Origin of the sequence: Vibrio sp. 10N.261.51.F12 (assembly GCF_041471725.1) — a bacterium.
Lineage (GTDB): Bacteria > Pseudomonadota > Gammaproteobacteria > Enterobacterales > Vibrionaceae > Vibrio.
On record NZ_JBFROV010000014.1, the window covers coordinates 1 to 15,387 of the forward strand.

Annotated in this window: 12 protein-coding genes; 7 read left to right on the forward strand and 5 right to left on the reverse strand. The window is 43.4% G+C overall.

What is annotated here, in order from left to right; translation table 11 throughout:
- Positions 1–249: 249 nt before the first annotated feature.
- Positions 250–1,698, reverse strand: a complete 1,449-nt coding sequence (locus AB4405_RS07275) for a methyl-accepting chemotaxis protein (RefSeq protein ID WP_372060240.1) — start codon at positions 1,696–1,698, stop codon at positions 250–252.
- A 495-nt stretch (positions 1,699–2,193) separates the two neighbouring features.
- On the opposite strand from AB4405_RS07275, the gene AB4405_RS07280 reads away from it, so the two are divergent.
- Positions 2,194–4,614 (forward strand): ATP-binding protein, encoded by a 2,421-nt coding sequence (locus tag AB4405_RS07280; protein WP_372060241.1) that lies wholly within the window; start codon positions 2,194–2,196, stop codon positions 4,612–4,614.
- Positions 4,615–4,833: 219 nt separating this feature from the next.
- Here AB4405_RS07280 and AB4405_RS07285 read toward each other — a convergent pair whose 3' ends face one another.
- Together AB4405_RS07285 and AB4405_RS07290 are read right to left on the reverse strand one after the other, a co-directional pair.
- A complete protein-coding gene (locus tag AB4405_RS07285) occupies positions 4,834–6,753 on the reverse strand; it encodes a PhoX family phosphatase (RefSeq protein WP_372060242.1) in 1,920 nt (639 codons plus the stop codon).
- Positions 6,754–7,036: 283 nt separating this feature from the next.
- The gene (locus AB4405_RS07290) at positions 7,037–7,684 is read right to left on the reverse strand and encodes a glutathione S-transferase family protein (RefSeq protein ID WP_372060243.1); all 648 of its coding nucleotides are present in this window, start codon (positions 7,682–7,684) and stop codon (positions 7,037–7,039) included.
- 272 nt (positions 7,685–7,956) lie between these two features.
- On the opposite strand from AB4405_RS07290, the gene sbcB reads away from it, so the two are divergent.
- From sbcB to purT, 5 genes are all read left to right on the forward strand, one after another.
- Positions 7,957–9,378 (forward strand): exodeoxyribonuclease I, encoded by a 1,422-nt coding sequence (gene sbcB / locus AB4405_RS07295; protein WP_372060244.1) that lies wholly within the window; start codon positions 7,957–7,959, stop codon positions 9,376–9,378.
- Positions 9,379–9,527: 149 nt separating this feature from the next.
- On the forward strand, positions 9,528–9,893 hold the full coding sequence (locus AB4405_RS07300) for a CidA/LrgA family protein (protein ID WP_372060245.1): 366 nt from the start codon (positions 9,528–9,530) through the stop codon (positions 9,891–9,893).
- Positions 9,893–10,579, forward strand: coding sequence for a CidB/LrgB family autolysis modulator (locus AB4405_RS07305; protein WP_102467827.1), 687 nt, complete (start codon positions 9,893–9,895; stop codon positions 10,577–10,579). Before AB4405_RS07300 ends, AB4405_RS07305 begins: the two co-directional genes overlap by 1 nt.
- 254 nt (positions 10,580–10,833) lie before the next feature.
- Entirely contained in the window at positions 10,834–11,721 is an 888-nt protein-coding gene (gene cdd, locus AB4405_RS07310) for a cytidine deaminase (RefSeq protein ID WP_102467828.1), read from the forward strand.
- A 159-nt stretch (positions 11,722–11,880) separates the two neighbouring features.
- On the forward strand, positions 11,881–13,056 hold the full coding sequence (gene purT, locus AB4405_RS07315) for a formate-dependent phosphoribosylglycinamide formyltransferase (RefSeq protein WP_372060246.1): 1,176 nt from the start codon (positions 11,881–11,883) through the stop codon (positions 13,054–13,056).
- Positions 13,057–13,202: 146 nt separating this feature from the next.
- Here purT and AB4405_RS07320 read toward each other — a convergent pair whose 3' ends face one another.
- Positions 13,203–13,856: a thiopurine S-methyltransferase gene (locus AB4405_RS07320; RefSeq protein ID WP_372060247.1), complete on the reverse strand. Its 654-nt coding sequence runs from the start codon at positions 13,854–13,856 to the stop codon at positions 13,203–13,205.
- Positions 13,857–14,086: 230 nt separating this feature from the next.
- On the opposite strand from AB4405_RS07320, the gene AB4405_RS07325 reads away from it, so the two are divergent.
- Positions 14,087–14,863: a RelA/SpoT domain-containing protein gene (locus AB4405_RS07325; RefSeq protein ID WP_102467831.1), complete on the forward strand. Its 777-nt coding sequence runs from the start codon at positions 14,087–14,089 to the stop codon at positions 14,861–14,863.
- Between the two features lie 81 nt (positions 14,864–14,944).
- Here the strand turns inward: AB4405_RS07325 and ihfA are convergent, their stop codons facing one another.
- The gene (ihfA, locus tag AB4405_RS07330) at positions 14,945–15,238 is read right to left on the reverse strand and encodes an integration host factor subunit alpha (RefSeq protein ID WP_102467832.1); all 294 of its coding nucleotides are present in this window, start codon (positions 15,236–15,238) and stop codon (positions 14,945–14,947) included.
- Between the last annotated feature and the right edge of the window lie 149 nt (positions 15,239–15,387).

Consider the following 15,387-nt stretch of genomic DNA (forward strand, 5'->3'; position numbering starts at 1 on the left):
ATGATAGTTATTAATTTTATTGATTCATTTGTAATTATTGCTATCGTTAACACTAACAATATAAGGTAATGATTAAAATGATATTACCAAGAACGGAGCGGCGATCTAACTGCCGATTACCATGAGTACACTTGATTTATATCTGAGGCAAAATATATTTTATTATCGATACGTTGACGGAAAATTATTGACATATCACTTTCGTGATACATCAATAATTTGATATGTTAACCGCAAAAAAAATAGCAATTAAACTTTGAATTTCCCCACTGCTTTGTCTAAGTCCGCACATCGATATTCTAAAGTCAAACAAGCTTTTTCAGCTTGCTTTATAATGTCTGACATTTTGTGACTATCTGAAGCAATTTTTTGAATACTACCATTTAACTCTTCACTCACTGCTGTCTGCTCGGTGGCTGCGGTCGCAATATGTGCATTCATGTCATTGATGATCGTAATCGAGTTAGTAATTTCGGCTAAAGATGATGATGCTGCTTGAACCAGTACTATCGTCTCATTACTGGTAGTACGACTGGACGACATGGCATCAACCATCACCGTAGCGCCTTGCTGCAAACGCTCAATCATGGTTTGAATATCTCCGGTACTTTCTTGTGTTTTACTCGCCAATGAACGAACTTCATCTGCGACAACGGCAAAACCTCGCCCTTGCTCTCCTGCCCGCGCCGCTTCAATAGCCGCATTCAACGCCAGTAAATTAGTTTGCTCTGCTATCCCACGAATCACATCGAGTACAGAAGCGATATTCGTCACATCACATGTTAGCCTGTGTACGCTTTCTTCTGATGTCACCAACTCTTGGGCAAGACCTTCTATCGCTGTTACCGTTAATCCAATTCCGTCGTTCGCATGCCTAGCTTCATCGGTACTTCGGTCAGTCGCTTGTGCAGCTTCGTGGGCATTTTCACTCACGTTGTCACTTGTCGCGCGCATTTCATTAATCGCGGTCGCCACCATTTCACTCTCTTGTTGCTGGGAAAGAGATGCTTGTGTAATTTGGCCAGCCAAACTGGTCAGCAACGACGTATGTTCTCTTACCTGTGCTGTTGACGAAATGACTTCCGTAACGGTGCCTTGAATACGCTCGATGAAACGATTAAATGAGCCAGCTAATTGACCTATTTCATCAACGGTGTCCACTTTGATTCGTTGCGTTAAGTCCCCATCTCCAGAAGCAATCTCTGCCAACGACTTTTCCAACGCCAATACCGGTCCAACAATTAACGTCGAGACAAATACGGCCATAACAAGCGCCAGAATAATCGCAATAACGGTCCCTACCTCCATCGCTAACTCTGCTTTCTTGACCGCTTGCTCACTATCCAATCTCGCTTGTGCTTGCAGACGCTCTATTTCGTCTAAAATCACTTTCAAATTGCTGCGGATATCAGTAAAAAGTGCCGTCACCGATTCTTCTTTATCCGCAAAATACTGACGCGCCGTTTGTGGGTTGGCAAACAACGCCTCATATTCAGAGACAAATACGTTTGTATCTGAGATTAGTTTCTTTAAGTAAGGTGCAAAACGTCGATCGAGGATCCCTGCATCAAGAAGGATTTGAACCTTACTCACTCTTGGTTCGGCATTATAAGCGTTATCTTCAAACTCAAAGCGTTGTTGAGCAACCGCTTGAGCGTTATTCTCGGCAAGAATAAACGCATAACCGGCTGTCGACACTTGGTAAAAATCCCTATATGCGTCCTCCAAGGAGTTCATCACAGGTTGTATTTCGTCATTGAGTTGATCGCTGCCTGTTTACTAAAAAGAACCACGTTGTAAATCACTAACCCACTAAAAATAGTGGCCATCAGAATAACGGGAATCAATACCTTGACTCTTAGACTTAGATTGTTAAACCACTGCATATTGCTCTTCAAATGATGATTAATTTGGCTACAGTATCGACGGTCAAACGCGCGGCTTTAGATTCTTGCTCACTTTAGGGGTAAATATCGCATTAAGCCGACTGTCATTACGCCGTTTCCTACGTAATACAACATGTTTTATAAAACCCCACGTCAATCAACTAAAATATTACAGAAAGTTACCTCTGTGATATTTCGCTTAGTCGAGTCGAGATTTCCGAACAAACGACAATGTGACATTTTTGTTACAGGGCAATTTGATATACACTAAACACTGCTCATAGCCGTATCAAAAGGACTTGAATTAATGCAGCAAAACGAACCATCCCATGCGCGTCAGATTCGTAAAACACTCATTACTGGTGCCGTCACTATTTTAGGCTTCTTGGCGTTGTTTTTTTATACTGAATACACGGTAGAGCGAGCTAAAAACCAGCTAATGGCGTTAAAGTCCGACATATTAACCGCATCAAATGGGATGCTAATGATGCGACGTCATGAGAAAGATTTTATCGCTCGTGTCGATAGTCAATATATTGAAAAGATGAGTGACAGTTATAAGAGTTTGATGATTCAGCTTGGTGAAGTGAACGCAAAACTTATCGAGTCCGATATCAGTATCGATTATTCCAGCCAACAAGCACTTGCCTATGTTGACGACTATGTTGAATCTTTTTTATCTTTGGCTGATCTGGTTGTAGTGATTCACGGCAATGACAAACAAAACGGACTGATTGACCACTTCAAGGACCGCACCCTTACGTTAGGGCATCAGCTCGTCAAAGCGAATGATTCCGCTCTCGATAACATGGCACTGACTACCCAAGATTTGATGTTTCAGTTTTTTTCTGATTTTGATTCATCAACCTTGGCTCGCATTGAACATACCCTTGAGCAGATGGAGTCAGCGATAACAGAACGTCATCATTCGTTTGCATTGTTTAGCGCGTTTGCTGAATTTAAGCTGTCATTTTATGCCCTTCAATCTGCTTATGAAGACTTTGGCTACAATCATAACAGCGGTAGACATGGTGATTTACGATCAACCGTCCACCAACTTGAAATGAATCTTGACGCCATTTTCAAAGTCCTGCCTGAGCAAATATCAAGACAGATCACGAGTTATGAAAATTATCGTGTGTTAGCAACTATCGCATTAGTCGCCGCGATTATACTGACATTACTTTATGTCATTCGGCAGACATCTTCACTCGAAAAACAATTGATTAATGCTCGAGAACACGAACGACAAGCAAACCGAGCAAAAAGTGCCTTTCTTGCTAATATGTCCCATGAAATTAGAACCCCACTCAATGGCATATTAGGCATGACCGAAATCTTGTCAGATTCTAAGCTCACTGCCATTCAAAAAGATTATTTGTCGACCATTAATTCATCGTCTCAAACATTATTGATGCTGATTAACGATATCTTAGACCTATCTAAAATCGAGTCCGGTCATCTGGAGATTTGCCCGCATACTTGCGCGATAAAAGAAGTCGTCTTTGACACCGCAGCGTTAATTGCACCTAAAGCACAACAAAAATCCATTAACATCGACATCAATATAGACTCCGATATTCCAAACTACGTGAAAGCAGATGAGCAAAAAGTTCGACAAGTACTCATGAACCTTGCCTCCAACGCGATTAAATTCACTGAAACGGGTTCTATTACGTTTGCAGCTAAGCTCTGTGCATCCTCCACCAATGCTGTGACCCTATTCTTATCGGTAACCGATACAGGGCTGGGTATTGATAGCGATAAGCAAGCCCATATTTTTGAAGAATTTAAGCAAGAGGATACGTCCACCTCACAACAATATGGCGGTACAGGGTTAGGTCTTGCTATTTCCTCAAAAATGGTTGACATGATGGGCGGTAAAATCGCTCTAAAATCGGTAAAAGGACAAGGCAGTGAGTTTTCATTCACGTTAACGTTTGAGCTCGACGACCAACAGCTCAAACAAGAAAACCAAACTCATGTCGTTTATGTGTCTGACCATAGTAACCCACTGTTAATGGATGAGTTACATCGGTTCGGGTTCCAGTCAAATCACGTTGATAAAGAGGCGTTTTTGACAACAACTCCCCCTCCCCACACCGTCGTTATTGTCGACGATATAAGTATTTATCGGACACTAGAAAACGCCTTCGAACCATTTCATGTTATTTTCTTACGTGACAATCACACCGTGATCGACGGTATTCAGTTGGATGTCTCTGCCTTCATAACTGCACCACTTTATGGGATGCGATTGAGCAACACCATCAAATCGACGTTAGAACAAGTAATCACGGTATCCCCACCGTTGAGCAGCAAAGCTCCAGCTCAAAACTCAACCATTCTTATTGTTGAGGATAATAAGGTTAATCAACAAATTGTAACGATCAATTTGAAGAAACTGGGCATTGAATTTATCGTCGCCAATAATGGCCAAGAAGCGGTCGACTTCTATCAGCAGCAACACGCCACGATTGGCCTAATACTAATGGATTGTATGATGCCGATCGTAGATGGTTTTCAGGCGACGAAGCTGATTCGTGCATACGAAGACACTAATAATCTGCCACGTAAACACATTATTGCGCTCACCGCTTCGGTGCTCGATGACGACATTCAAAAGTGCTTTGATAGTGGGATGGATGACTACTTACCCAAGCCCTTTAAGAGAGACGTGCTCATTGAGAAATTAGACAAACAAGTTAATTTTTTTGCGACAACTTAGAAGCCAATTATTCATTTGGATTGACTCAATTTCACGATTAAACAAAAGAAGGGTTCTGAACAATTCAGAACCCTTCTTAGTTTTCAAACTATGGTGTATGTGCAGCACTAAGCAATAGCCACGTCAGTATGACGTAGCTATTGACTCTCTAATTATGTAGCTTTTAACTCTCTAATATACAGCTATTAAGTCTCTAATATACAACTATTAAGTCTCTAATTACGCCCCTATCACGCCGCCATCATTACGTGTAATGACCATAACAGAAGAGCGAGGAATCGATTTTCCACCATCAGGAAAATGTGACGACGCCAATTCTTCGCCTGGATGTTGAACCCCAACGAACATGGTTTTATTATCCGGTGACAACGTTAAACCGGTAATCTCACAGGCTATTGGCCCGGTTAGGAATCGGCGAATTTCTCCCGTTTTAGGATCACCACACAACATCTGATTGTTGCCCATTCCAGCGAAATCCCCCTTGTTTGAGTATTTACCGTCAGTTTGAATCCATAGTCGTCCTGCACGGTCAAATCCGATACCGTCGGGGCTATTAAACATGTTGTCTTGGTTGATGTTATCAGAACCAGCCATCAAGCCAGACTCATGTACATCGGGGTTACCGGCTAACACATAGATATCCCACTCGAAAGATTCAGCGGTGTGATTTCCTTCCGTTGGTCGCCAACGAACTATATGTCCGTAAGGATTTTTTTCTCGTGGGCTAACCGCATTTAACGGTTGATTCTCTTTTACACCACGATATTTGTTATTCGTGAGCGTACAAAATACCGATTGCTTATCTGGGTGTACGGCTACCCATTCAGGACGATCCATGGTGGTTGCACCGACTTGCGTTGCGGCCATTCGAGCAAAAATCATGACCGAGGCAGGGTCTGCGAAACCATTCTCAGGCGTTAAACCATTTTTGCCCCAGGTCAATTCAATCCATTGACCTTGTCCCGCCAACTCACCTTCTTCGCCAACAAATTTAGCGACATACAAGGTACCTTCCTCTAACAAATCTCGGTTACTGTCCGCGCCTTTGACAAATTTATTTTTGGACACAAATTTGTAAAGGTGCTCGCCGCGTTCGTCATCCCCTAAGTAAACAACAACATGACCATCGTCATTCACCATTAGTGCCGCATTCTCGTGCTTAAATCGACCGAGAGCACTGCGTTTCTTTGGTGTCGAATTTGGGTTCATCGGATCAATCTCAACAACCCACCCATGGCGATGGGGTTCGTTAGGCTCCTTGGCCATATCGAAACGCGAGTCATGCTTATACCACTCGTAACCCCTATCTTGGTCTGCCAGTCCATAACGGTCATACGATTCCGAAAGAGCTGCCCCTGAGGTGTTGGCAAAATAGCCGTTAAAGTTTTCTTCACATGTTAAATAGGTGCCCCATGGCGTCTCACCATTTGCACAATTATTAAATGTGCCCATGATGGTTTTACCCGACTTGTCATCCGATGTTTTTAACAATGTGTGACCCGCAGCGACGCCCGTCATTTCCATCTCGGAAAATGCGGTTATTCGACGGTTTAGGCGACCTTCAATATTTACTTGCCATTGTCCATTTATTTTTAGCAGTTCAACGACTGAAACACCATGCGCCGCTTGTGCTTTACGCACATCATCTGCAGAAATATTTTTACCTTGATGCTCATACAAATATTCATTATTGGTGTATTCATTATTAACGACTAACACCGCTCTTTCATCTGAAAGTAGGAAAAAGGTCATGCCGTCATTGTTATCACCAAATTGCCTTTCTTGCGCTTTTGAGTCATTGGACTGCTTGAAGCCCGGCGCATTGCTGAAAAGAGGATCGCCCCATGATATCAACACATCGGCTTGGTAGCCCTCTGCAACCTTAACCGAATCAGAAGTAGAAATAGGAATAGCGTCAAAACCCAGCAAGGGTGAGTCTTTCGCCATGGTATCGGCGATAGCGCTGCTGACAGGACTCGCAGCAAAGAAACCAACCGTGCCGGCCGCACCCGTTGCTTTGAGGAAAGAGCGACGTGATTGGAGCAATGCTTCATTTGCTGCAGCAGCGTCAACAAACTTGTTAAATTCAGGCTCGTGCTTAAGAGGGCGTTGGTCATGGTCATGATTAAATAGCTTCACAGAACTTCCTTTCTTCTACCGGTTAAGCCTTTTGAGTAAGGCTACTAATAATATATGAAAGTGATAATGCGCTGACTATATGACATATGGGTTACATATAATTAACATTTGTGTGTCGCAATTAAATTTTAAGCGCTGAGCCGAATCATTACTCATCCGTTTTGCGATAGCGCAACGCTTGCAAAGTCTATTCTCAGTTAAATCAGAAGACGAATCGCTCGTACATAAACAGATTATTCACATGTAAATAAAAAACCATTCGCATGTAAATAAATAGTGGCCATCACTCAGACAACCGAAACGGTATAAGGCTAATCCCTTCAATTCCACAAACAGCCGCGATGGTTGGGTGCCAAGATAATCTTTCTAGGTATTGCCCTAGATAGCGATATTGCATTGGAGACGGAGAAATCGTTAAGGCCCACTCGGAAAGCATAAACAAGAAAAAGTCACAAGCTGAAAGCTGATCACCAAGTAAATACTGACCTTTACTGAGTTGCTCATCGATGATGGTTAAGGCTTCTCCAATCCTCATATCTTGTGCAGCAATAATGCTGGCGATCGCGCTAGAATCCACGGTGTGTCTATGAGGGTAATACCGCACCATCAGTTCAGCTTGTAAGGTGTTCGTTAAAAACATCATCCATTGAAAAAACAATGGTCGCTCAGTATCCCCAACTTTAGGTAGTAAGGTTTTTGATGGATATTTTTCGGCTAAATGTACACAAATTGCTGGGCTCTCGAAAATCGGTTGCCCATCATCGACAAGGGTGGGAATACGGCCTGCGGGGTTTAATTTCAGGTAATCTGCCGATTTATGATGCTGGTTATCTCTATCGACGAGAATTAATTCATACGGCACGTCCAAGTGATGCAAAATAAAATGAGGCGCTAGAGACGCGTTATTAGGATAGTAATAAAGTTGATACACGTTAGTTCCTTAACTGAGGTTCATGATGGGAGGATGCCTCAAATCCACTTAACCATAACGCATCGCATTTAGCGTGTGAAGCGGCGAAGAGTGAGAATCTGATGATTATTCACACAACTACTCACCCATTTATTCAAGCATTTAGTCATCACCTTAGAATAGGGCTTTTGGCGTTTGCCTTAAACCTAGCGCAGTGGTCTAATAGTTAAATCAGTCGTATCCCTATATCTGTGCTCTAACGCGCATCCTGATAGGAACAAAGGAAAGACCCCATGTCTCAACACGAACCCTCTTATTTCTTTTTTGATTATGAAACATGGGGTATCAGCCCTGCTAAAGACCGTCCATGTCAATTCGCTGGTGTTAGAACCGATATGGATTTCAATATCATAGGCGAACCCTTAGTCATTTACTGTCAGCCCCCTTCTGATTATCTCCCCTCTCCAGAAGCAGCGTTGATCACCGGTATAACACCACAAATCTGCATTGAAAAGGGATTACCTGAACCTGAGTTCATCAAAAAGATCCATCAAGAATTGGCGACACCAAATACGACGAACCTGGGCTACAACAGCATTCGCTTCGATGATGAAGTCACACGTTATACCTGCTATCGCAACTTTATCGATCCTTACGCGTGGAGCTGGAAGAACGGCAATTCGCGTTGGGACTTATTAGATTTGATGCGAACGTGTCATGCGCTGCGCCCGCAAGGGATTGAGTGGCCTGAGAATGCTGATGGATTTACCAGTTTTAAACTAGAGCACCTCTCCATCGCTAACGGCATTGAACATGCGAATGCTCATGACGCAATGGCTGACGTCATCGCAACCATTGAACTCGCCAAAAAAGTGAAAGCGGCGCAACCAAAACTGTTTGATTATTTTTACTCGATGCGCCAGAAACGTAAACTAAATGAACTGGTTGATATTGTTAACATGACTCCGCTTATGCATGTCTCAGGTATGCTTGGACGCGAATGTCAATACACCAGTTGGGTTGTGCCTATTGCTTGGCACCCAACCAATCAAAACGCTGTTATTGTGGCTGATTTAGCAAAAGATCCACAACCTATCTTAGATTTAACAGTAGAAGAGTTACATACTCGCCTCTACACGAAACGGGACGACCTTGCCCCAGATGAACTTCCAGTACCACTGAAATTAATCCATTTAAATAAATGTCCAATCTTAGCCCCAGCTAAAACACTGACCGCAGACAACGCAGAAGCAATCGGCATCGACCGCCAACAATGCTTAGCAAACTTGGCTCTGCTCAAAAAGAACCCTGAGATTCGAGAAAAATTGATTGGCTTGTACAATATCGAACGCGAATTTGATAATGATAACGACGTTGATACTCAGCTTTATAGCCAGTTTTTCTCGCCGTCCGATCGCGCAGCGATGGATATTATTCTAGAGACCGACCCTAACAACCTTTCAGCGCTGGACATCAGCTTTAGTGATACAAGAATTGAACCTTTACTGTTTAGGTATCGCGCTCGACATTATCCTTGGACGCTTGATGAAGCCGAGCAACAAAAGTGGGCCGGCCACTGTCGAGAATTTTTCGAGAGTCGGATCGAAAAATATATGTTCAACCTAGAAAATCTGGTGATGGAAAACGAATCTGATGAGAAGAAACTCACCGTATTGAAATCGGTGTACCGCTACGTTGAAAAATTAACGTCTTGAGCGTCCTTCCCTTCTTGCTAAACATGAGTCAGAAGGGAAAACTATTGCTACCAGAGCGTTTACGTTAGCCTTTACAACTCATTCATTTCCACTTTCAAATTGGGCATAACATGATTTGTTGTTTGCCCAGCGCCGTCGAAGAGAATGTCATGATAAAAACTGTGCTTCACTACATCTTATCTTTTGCCCTAATTTTTGCCGCTTTGTTTGCCGGTAATACGATCCAAAGCCTGCTCGATGTCTCTATCCCAGGCAGTGTTTTCGGCATGCTGTTACTCTTTACATTAATGGCGACGGGGATTCTTCCCGTCAAAGCCGTTCAACCGGGTGCGCACGCTTTTATACGCTATATGATCCTTTTGTTTGTTCCCGTTAGCGTGGGGTTAATGAACCATTTCGATACGCTTATCGATAATGCACTTCCAATCCTTGCAAGTGCAGTTGGCGGCACCATGATCGTCCTCGTTTGTCTATCTGTATTTTTAGACAGATTTCTTAAAAAGGGGAACAAATAATGTGGATATTCGCGACAATTATCGTGTTCTTTATCGCTCGATTTATTGGACAAAAAGTCAAAAACCCGCTGTTCAATCCATTATTGATAAGTATCGCCATCCTTATTCCAACATTGCTAATTTTTAATGTGCCCTTCGACACTTACTATCAAGACAACGAATGGATAAGTTATCTATTGCAACCAGCCGTGGTTGCCCTAGCCTACCCTTTATATGAACAACTGCCACAAATTCGCGCAAATTGGCGCATCATTATCTTAGCTTGTGGGGTAGGCAGTGTAGGCTCTATGTTTACCGCGTCCGTTATTGCGGTTTGGCTAGGTGCTGACATGCAATTAGTCGCGAGCTTATTAGGTAAATCCGTTACTACACCAATCGCAATGGAAGTCTCAAGTCATTTAGGTGGTGAGCCTGCGATCGCCGCAATACTTGTTTTATTGGTCGGCTTATTTGGTGCGATCTTAGCTTACCCTTTATATCAATTGCTCGGCGTCACACACCCGATTGCAAAAGGTCTGACTATGGGCACCGTTTCCCACGCACTTGGAACCGCAACATGCGCCGAAAAAGATCCAAGAGATGCCGCATTTAGTTCATTGGCCTTGGTTATTTGTGGGATCATAACCTCAGTGTTAGCACCTTCGTTTTTTGCCTTCGCTCTCTGGTTAAATCACGTTTTGGGCTAAGCGAGTATTGTGATTACCTCACTATCTGAGCGCAGTTCCGATTTTGGCTCAGTTACTGTTCTGGTTGAGCTAGGTATCTTGCTAGATCGTTGCTGCGCATCTTGACGCACCAACAAACGAGCATTGCGTGACATCACTCTAATTATGCAAAATGAATCATTGTTGCACCATTAATTGTGATGCAGATCGATATAAGTGATGATAAAGTTACATAGAATAAATAAAAACACTTATAGAAATTAAAGGGAACACGAATGACAGATCGTTTTGACTCTGTACTCAATGAAGCGCCAGCAATCATTAAGCAGTACTTAGAACCTATTGTCACCCATGAACAATTCGATGCGACGCTTAGCCCTAGCCAATTTGAAACGCTGCTTTCTCTTTCAGGGCTAGCCGATAATGAGCTGCGCCTGGCGTTGCTCCCTTTTGCAGCGGCATATTCCTATGCCCCTATTTCTGAGTTCTTTGTTGGTGCAATTGTTCGAGGGACGTCTGGTAAGCTCTATTTTGGTGCCAATATGGAGTTCCTTGGTGCTCAGCTCGGTCAAACGGTTCACGCAGAGCAATCGGCGATAAGTCACGCTTGGATGAAAGGTGAGCAAGGCGTCAAAGACATCACCATTAACTTCAGTCCTTGTGGGCACTGCCGCCAATTTATGAATGAATTGACCACCGCCCAACAGCTCGTCGTTCAGCTGCCTGAACGCGACGAAATGACATTACAGCAATACTTACCAGAAGCATTTGGTCCTGGGGACTTAGGGATCACCGATGGTTTAATGACGCCTCTTTCTCACGGTAAAGATATTAGCAATGTCAGTCTGTTAATGAAGCAAGCCGTTGACGCTTTGAACCGTAGCCATGCACCTTATACTAATAATCTTAGCGGCGTTGCTATCAAGATGAACGATGGTCGTTTATTTCAAGGTGCTTATGCCGAAAATGCGGCGTTTAACCCTAGTTTACCGCCGCTACAGGTTGCACTTGCTCAGCTATTATTGGCGAAACAATCGTTGAATGATATTAGTCTCGTTGCTTTGGTTGAGATGGCTGACGGCAAAATTAGCCACCTAGCAGACACTCAAGCTACGCTAGAAGCCATTAATCCAGACATTCAGGTCGAATACGCTACTATTTAAGCAATAAATAACGTGCTTCCAAGCTGAAGCACGTCTACCTTCCCAACTCAAAGTGATTCTCTTAATTACGGCATAAAACACGCGCGCAAACGATTGCTTTTTCTGTATAAATCAGTATTATTCACCGGAATTTTCCTGATTTATACACAAGGATCTAATATGTTTGGTACTGCAACGAGTGAAAATGCTACCCGAGTGTTATTACTGGGCTCAGGCGAGCTTGGTAAAGAAGTCGCTATTGAATGTCAGCGTCTCGGATTAGAGGTCATTGCGTGCGATCGATATCCTAACGCACCAGCCATGCAAGTTGCTCATCGCAGCTATGTACTCGACATGCTAGACGGTGATGCACTTGAAGCGATCATCACAAAAGAAAAACCTGATTTTGTCGTCCCAGAAATTGAAGCTATCGCCACAGAAAAGCTGGTGGAACTTGAAGCTCAAGGGCTAAATGTTGTGCCAACGGCAAACGCCACCAAGTTGACGATGAACCGCGAAGGTATTCGTCGACTTGCCGCAGAAGAACTTGGCCTTAATACCTCTCCTTATCGCTTTGCCGACAGCTACGAAGACTTCGTAAGCGCCGTAGAATACGTTGGTATCCCTTGCGTCGTAAAACCCGTAATGAGTTCTTCAGGCAAAGGCCAGAGTATCATTAAAAATCAAGACGATATCGATAACGCCTGGACGTATGCCCAAGAAGGTGGACGCACTGGTGCAGGACGTGTCATCGTAGAAGGTTTCATCGATTTTGATTATGAGATCACTCTACTCACTGTCCGTGCCGTGGACGGTGTGTCTTTTTGTGCGCCTATTGGGCACCGTCAAGAAGATGGTGATTATCGTGAATCGTGGCAACCACAAGTGATGTCTGAAAACGCGACTAAAGCCGCTGAATATACCGCTGAACAAGTGGTTAATGCGCTTGGTGGTTATGGTTTGTTTGGTGTTGAATTATTTGTAAAGGGAGATAAAGTCATTTTTAACGAAGTCTCTCCTCGCCCTCATGACACTGGCTTAGTGACGCTCATTTCACAAGAAATGTCAGAGTTTGCACTTCATGTGCGCGCATTCACAGGCATGCCTATCAATCACATCGCACAGTATGGCCCATCGGCTTCTGCAGTAATTCTTGGGCAAGGCACATCAGATAACATTCGTTTTACCGGTGTATCTGAGGCGGTTTCAATGCCTCAAACACAAGTTCGTTTATTTGGTAAGCCTGATATTGATGGTCGACGCCGACTAGGCGTTTCTCTGACTCGCCGTAAGTCGATTGAAAGCGCTATCGATGATGCGATTGACAGTGCGAAGCACGTGAAAGTGGTTTACTAACCTAATTAGCGGTATGCACGGTTGTTACATACTGTACGATTGTCGCCCCCGCTGCTTTCCACCAACCTGAAACATGAATGCAGAGAGATAGTAGCCCAAATAGCCGCTATCTCTCGTTATCATATCCAAACTAACCACTGATCAGACTATTTTAACGACTCAATTAGCCACACATCCTCACAGAAATGACTCAGCCCTTGCTTAATCCTTCGGTGTTCACTATCCGCTTCGTCTCTTGCTAAACGCGTCACACGAAAACCGTTATCGAAATAGTTTTCGATTTCTAGTTGCGGCACGCTATATGGCGGTCCAGCCATTTCGTCTTGAATATAATCCAAAGTCACCAGCAAAATCCGACCGCCCGGTTTAAGCACCTGCTTGAGTTTATCGATGTAAAGCAAGCGCATATCCGCAGGCATGGCAATTAACGCCGCCCGATCGTAAATCAAATCAACACTTTCTATTGGCGCTGTAAAAAAATCCCCGACATAAATATTAAGCTCATCAAACTGATACAGCTCAAATTGATGGTTAAGTGTTGTGACGAGTGGCGTATAAAAGTGTTCCGCAAAAAAAGAGCGGACCGCTATTTGACTTAACTCAACTCCTTGTACGTTATCGTGACGCTGCGCCAACCAAACCAAATCTTCTGACTTACCGCACAATGGCACAAATACAGATTGCTCACGGGTCGGTTCTAATGCTGGCCAATGTTCTATCAAAAGTGGGTTCACATCCTCAAGATGAAAACCAATTTTGTTTGCTGCCCATTTATTGTGCCAAAGCTCAAAGTCGTTCATTTTAGATTCATTTCAGGTGTGGATAATGGTTAACGTAGAGTTTACAGATTGAGGACAAAAAGTCATGTCTAGCTGGGGTATTATTTCTATGAGACAGGCATCACAATTTGCTTAAAGACCTTAACAACTGACTTGGTAACCAAATAACTGTCCCCATATCATAGTTAGCACTACTGCAAACGTTATAGCACTTTTTTTACACCGTTTTTGTAACGTAACCAGGAGAGAGCATGAGCATGTTTTTCCGTGCCGCAGCACTAACGCTGTTGGTACTCAGCCGCGCACCAGCATTTGCGGCTCCGCTTGATGAATCCAACTCTAACCAGACAAAAGGGAACCAAGAACAAAACCAAATAAGTCCATCGAACTTTAAACATAGTCTCAGTGGCCTTTATGGTATTAACCCTGTCGATACCGATGTCGCGCAACCGCATGCGGATTTTGATGTGTTGTACAGCAAAGCCCATCAGGCTCAACATGAGTTAGAATCGTTGTGTAAAAGCACAGCATTACTGACTCAAACTGACGCACAATTTTCAGGTGTTAAATCGTCTGAGCGCGCTCTGGAAAAAATCAATACTGAGTTAAACGGTGAAGTAAACCAAATTACCGATTTGGCTCGAGCGACCATCGTCGCAAATGATGTATCTTCATTGGTCAGTGCGTTTGAAGCCCTCAGCCGAGAGGCTAAGGTCGTTAGAGTGAAGAATCGATTTAAGTCCCCTAACCCATCCGGCTATAGAGACCTTAATCTTTTAGTACAACTTCCTAAAACGGGTATTGTCGCGGAGGTTCAGCTGCACTTAAAAGCCATTGCAGATGTTAAGAACGGACCAGAACATGACCTTTATGAAATTATTCAAGGTATTGAGCGAAATGCAGCTACACACAATCGTTCTTTGAACGACATTGAAACGGCTCAAATTACTAGCCTACGCCGCCAATCCATGGAGCTGTATCAAAATGCATGGCAACCTTATATCACTACGCATATTCAAGCCGCGTAATTACGCTTAATGACAGTGATAACATCATTACCAGAAACAAAAAGACCACGCATTGCGTGGTCTTTTCGTAACAATCAAATATTAATCTAGTTTGATGTTTTCAACACGAGCCTTCAGTTTTTGTCCTGGACGAAACGTCACGACACGTCTAGCGGAGATAGGGATATCTTCTCCAGTCTTAGGGTTGCGACCTGGACGTTCGTTTTTGTCTCGAAGATCAAAATTACCGAAACCAGACAGCTTTACCTGCTCGCCATTTTCGAGTGATTTTCTGACTTCTTCAAAAAATACTTCTACCGTTTCCTTGGCATCCCGTTTACTAAACCCGAGTTTCTCAAACAGGTTCTCAGCCAAATCGGCTTTTGTGAGCGCCATAAAACTCCCCTCAAAGCTATTTCATACCTAGCTGTTACGAACGCAACAACACATATTTAGTTCGACCAATCAACAACATAACAGCCTAACTGTGAAAAGTGTAAGTCAACCTTATGATTTTCGCCAACTTTTTTATTTCATGGAAATGT

Bases quoted from the DNA above. Each gene is read 5' to 3' on its own strand.
- AB4405_RS07325 (WP_102467831.1), top strand. From the start codon at position 14,087: ATGAGCATGTTTTTCCGTGCCGCAGCACTAACGCTGTTGGTACTCAGC.
- cdd (WP_102467828.1), top strand. From the start codon at position 10,834: ATGACAGATCGTTTTGACTCTGTACTCAATGAAGCGCCAGCAATCATT.
- AB4405_RS07320 (WP_372060247.1), bottom strand. From the start codon at position 13,856: ATGAACGACTTTGAGCTTTGGCACAATAAATGGGCAGCAAACAAAATT.
- ihfA (WP_102467832.1), bottom strand. From the start codon at position 15,238: ATGGCGCTCACAAAAGCCGATTTGGCTGAGAACCTGTTTGAGAAACTC.
- AB4405_RS07305 (WP_102467827.1), top strand. From the start codon at position 9,893: ATGTGGATATTCGCGACAATTATCGTGTTCTTTATCGCTCGATTTATT.
- sbcB (WP_372060244.1), top strand. From the start codon at position 7,957: ATGTCTCAACACGAACCCTCTTATTTCTTTTTTGATTATGAAACATGG.
- AB4405_RS07280 (WP_372060241.1), top strand. From the start codon at position 2,194: ATGCAGCAAAACGAACCATCCCATGCGCGTCAGATTCGTAAAACACTC.
- purT (WP_372060246.1), top strand. From the start codon at position 11,881: ATGTTTGGTACTGCAACGAGTGAAAATGCTACCCGAGTGTTATTACTG.
- AB4405_RS07300 (WP_372060245.1), top strand. From the start codon at position 9,528: ATGATAAAAACTGTGCTTCACTACATCTTATCTTTTGCCCTAATTTTT.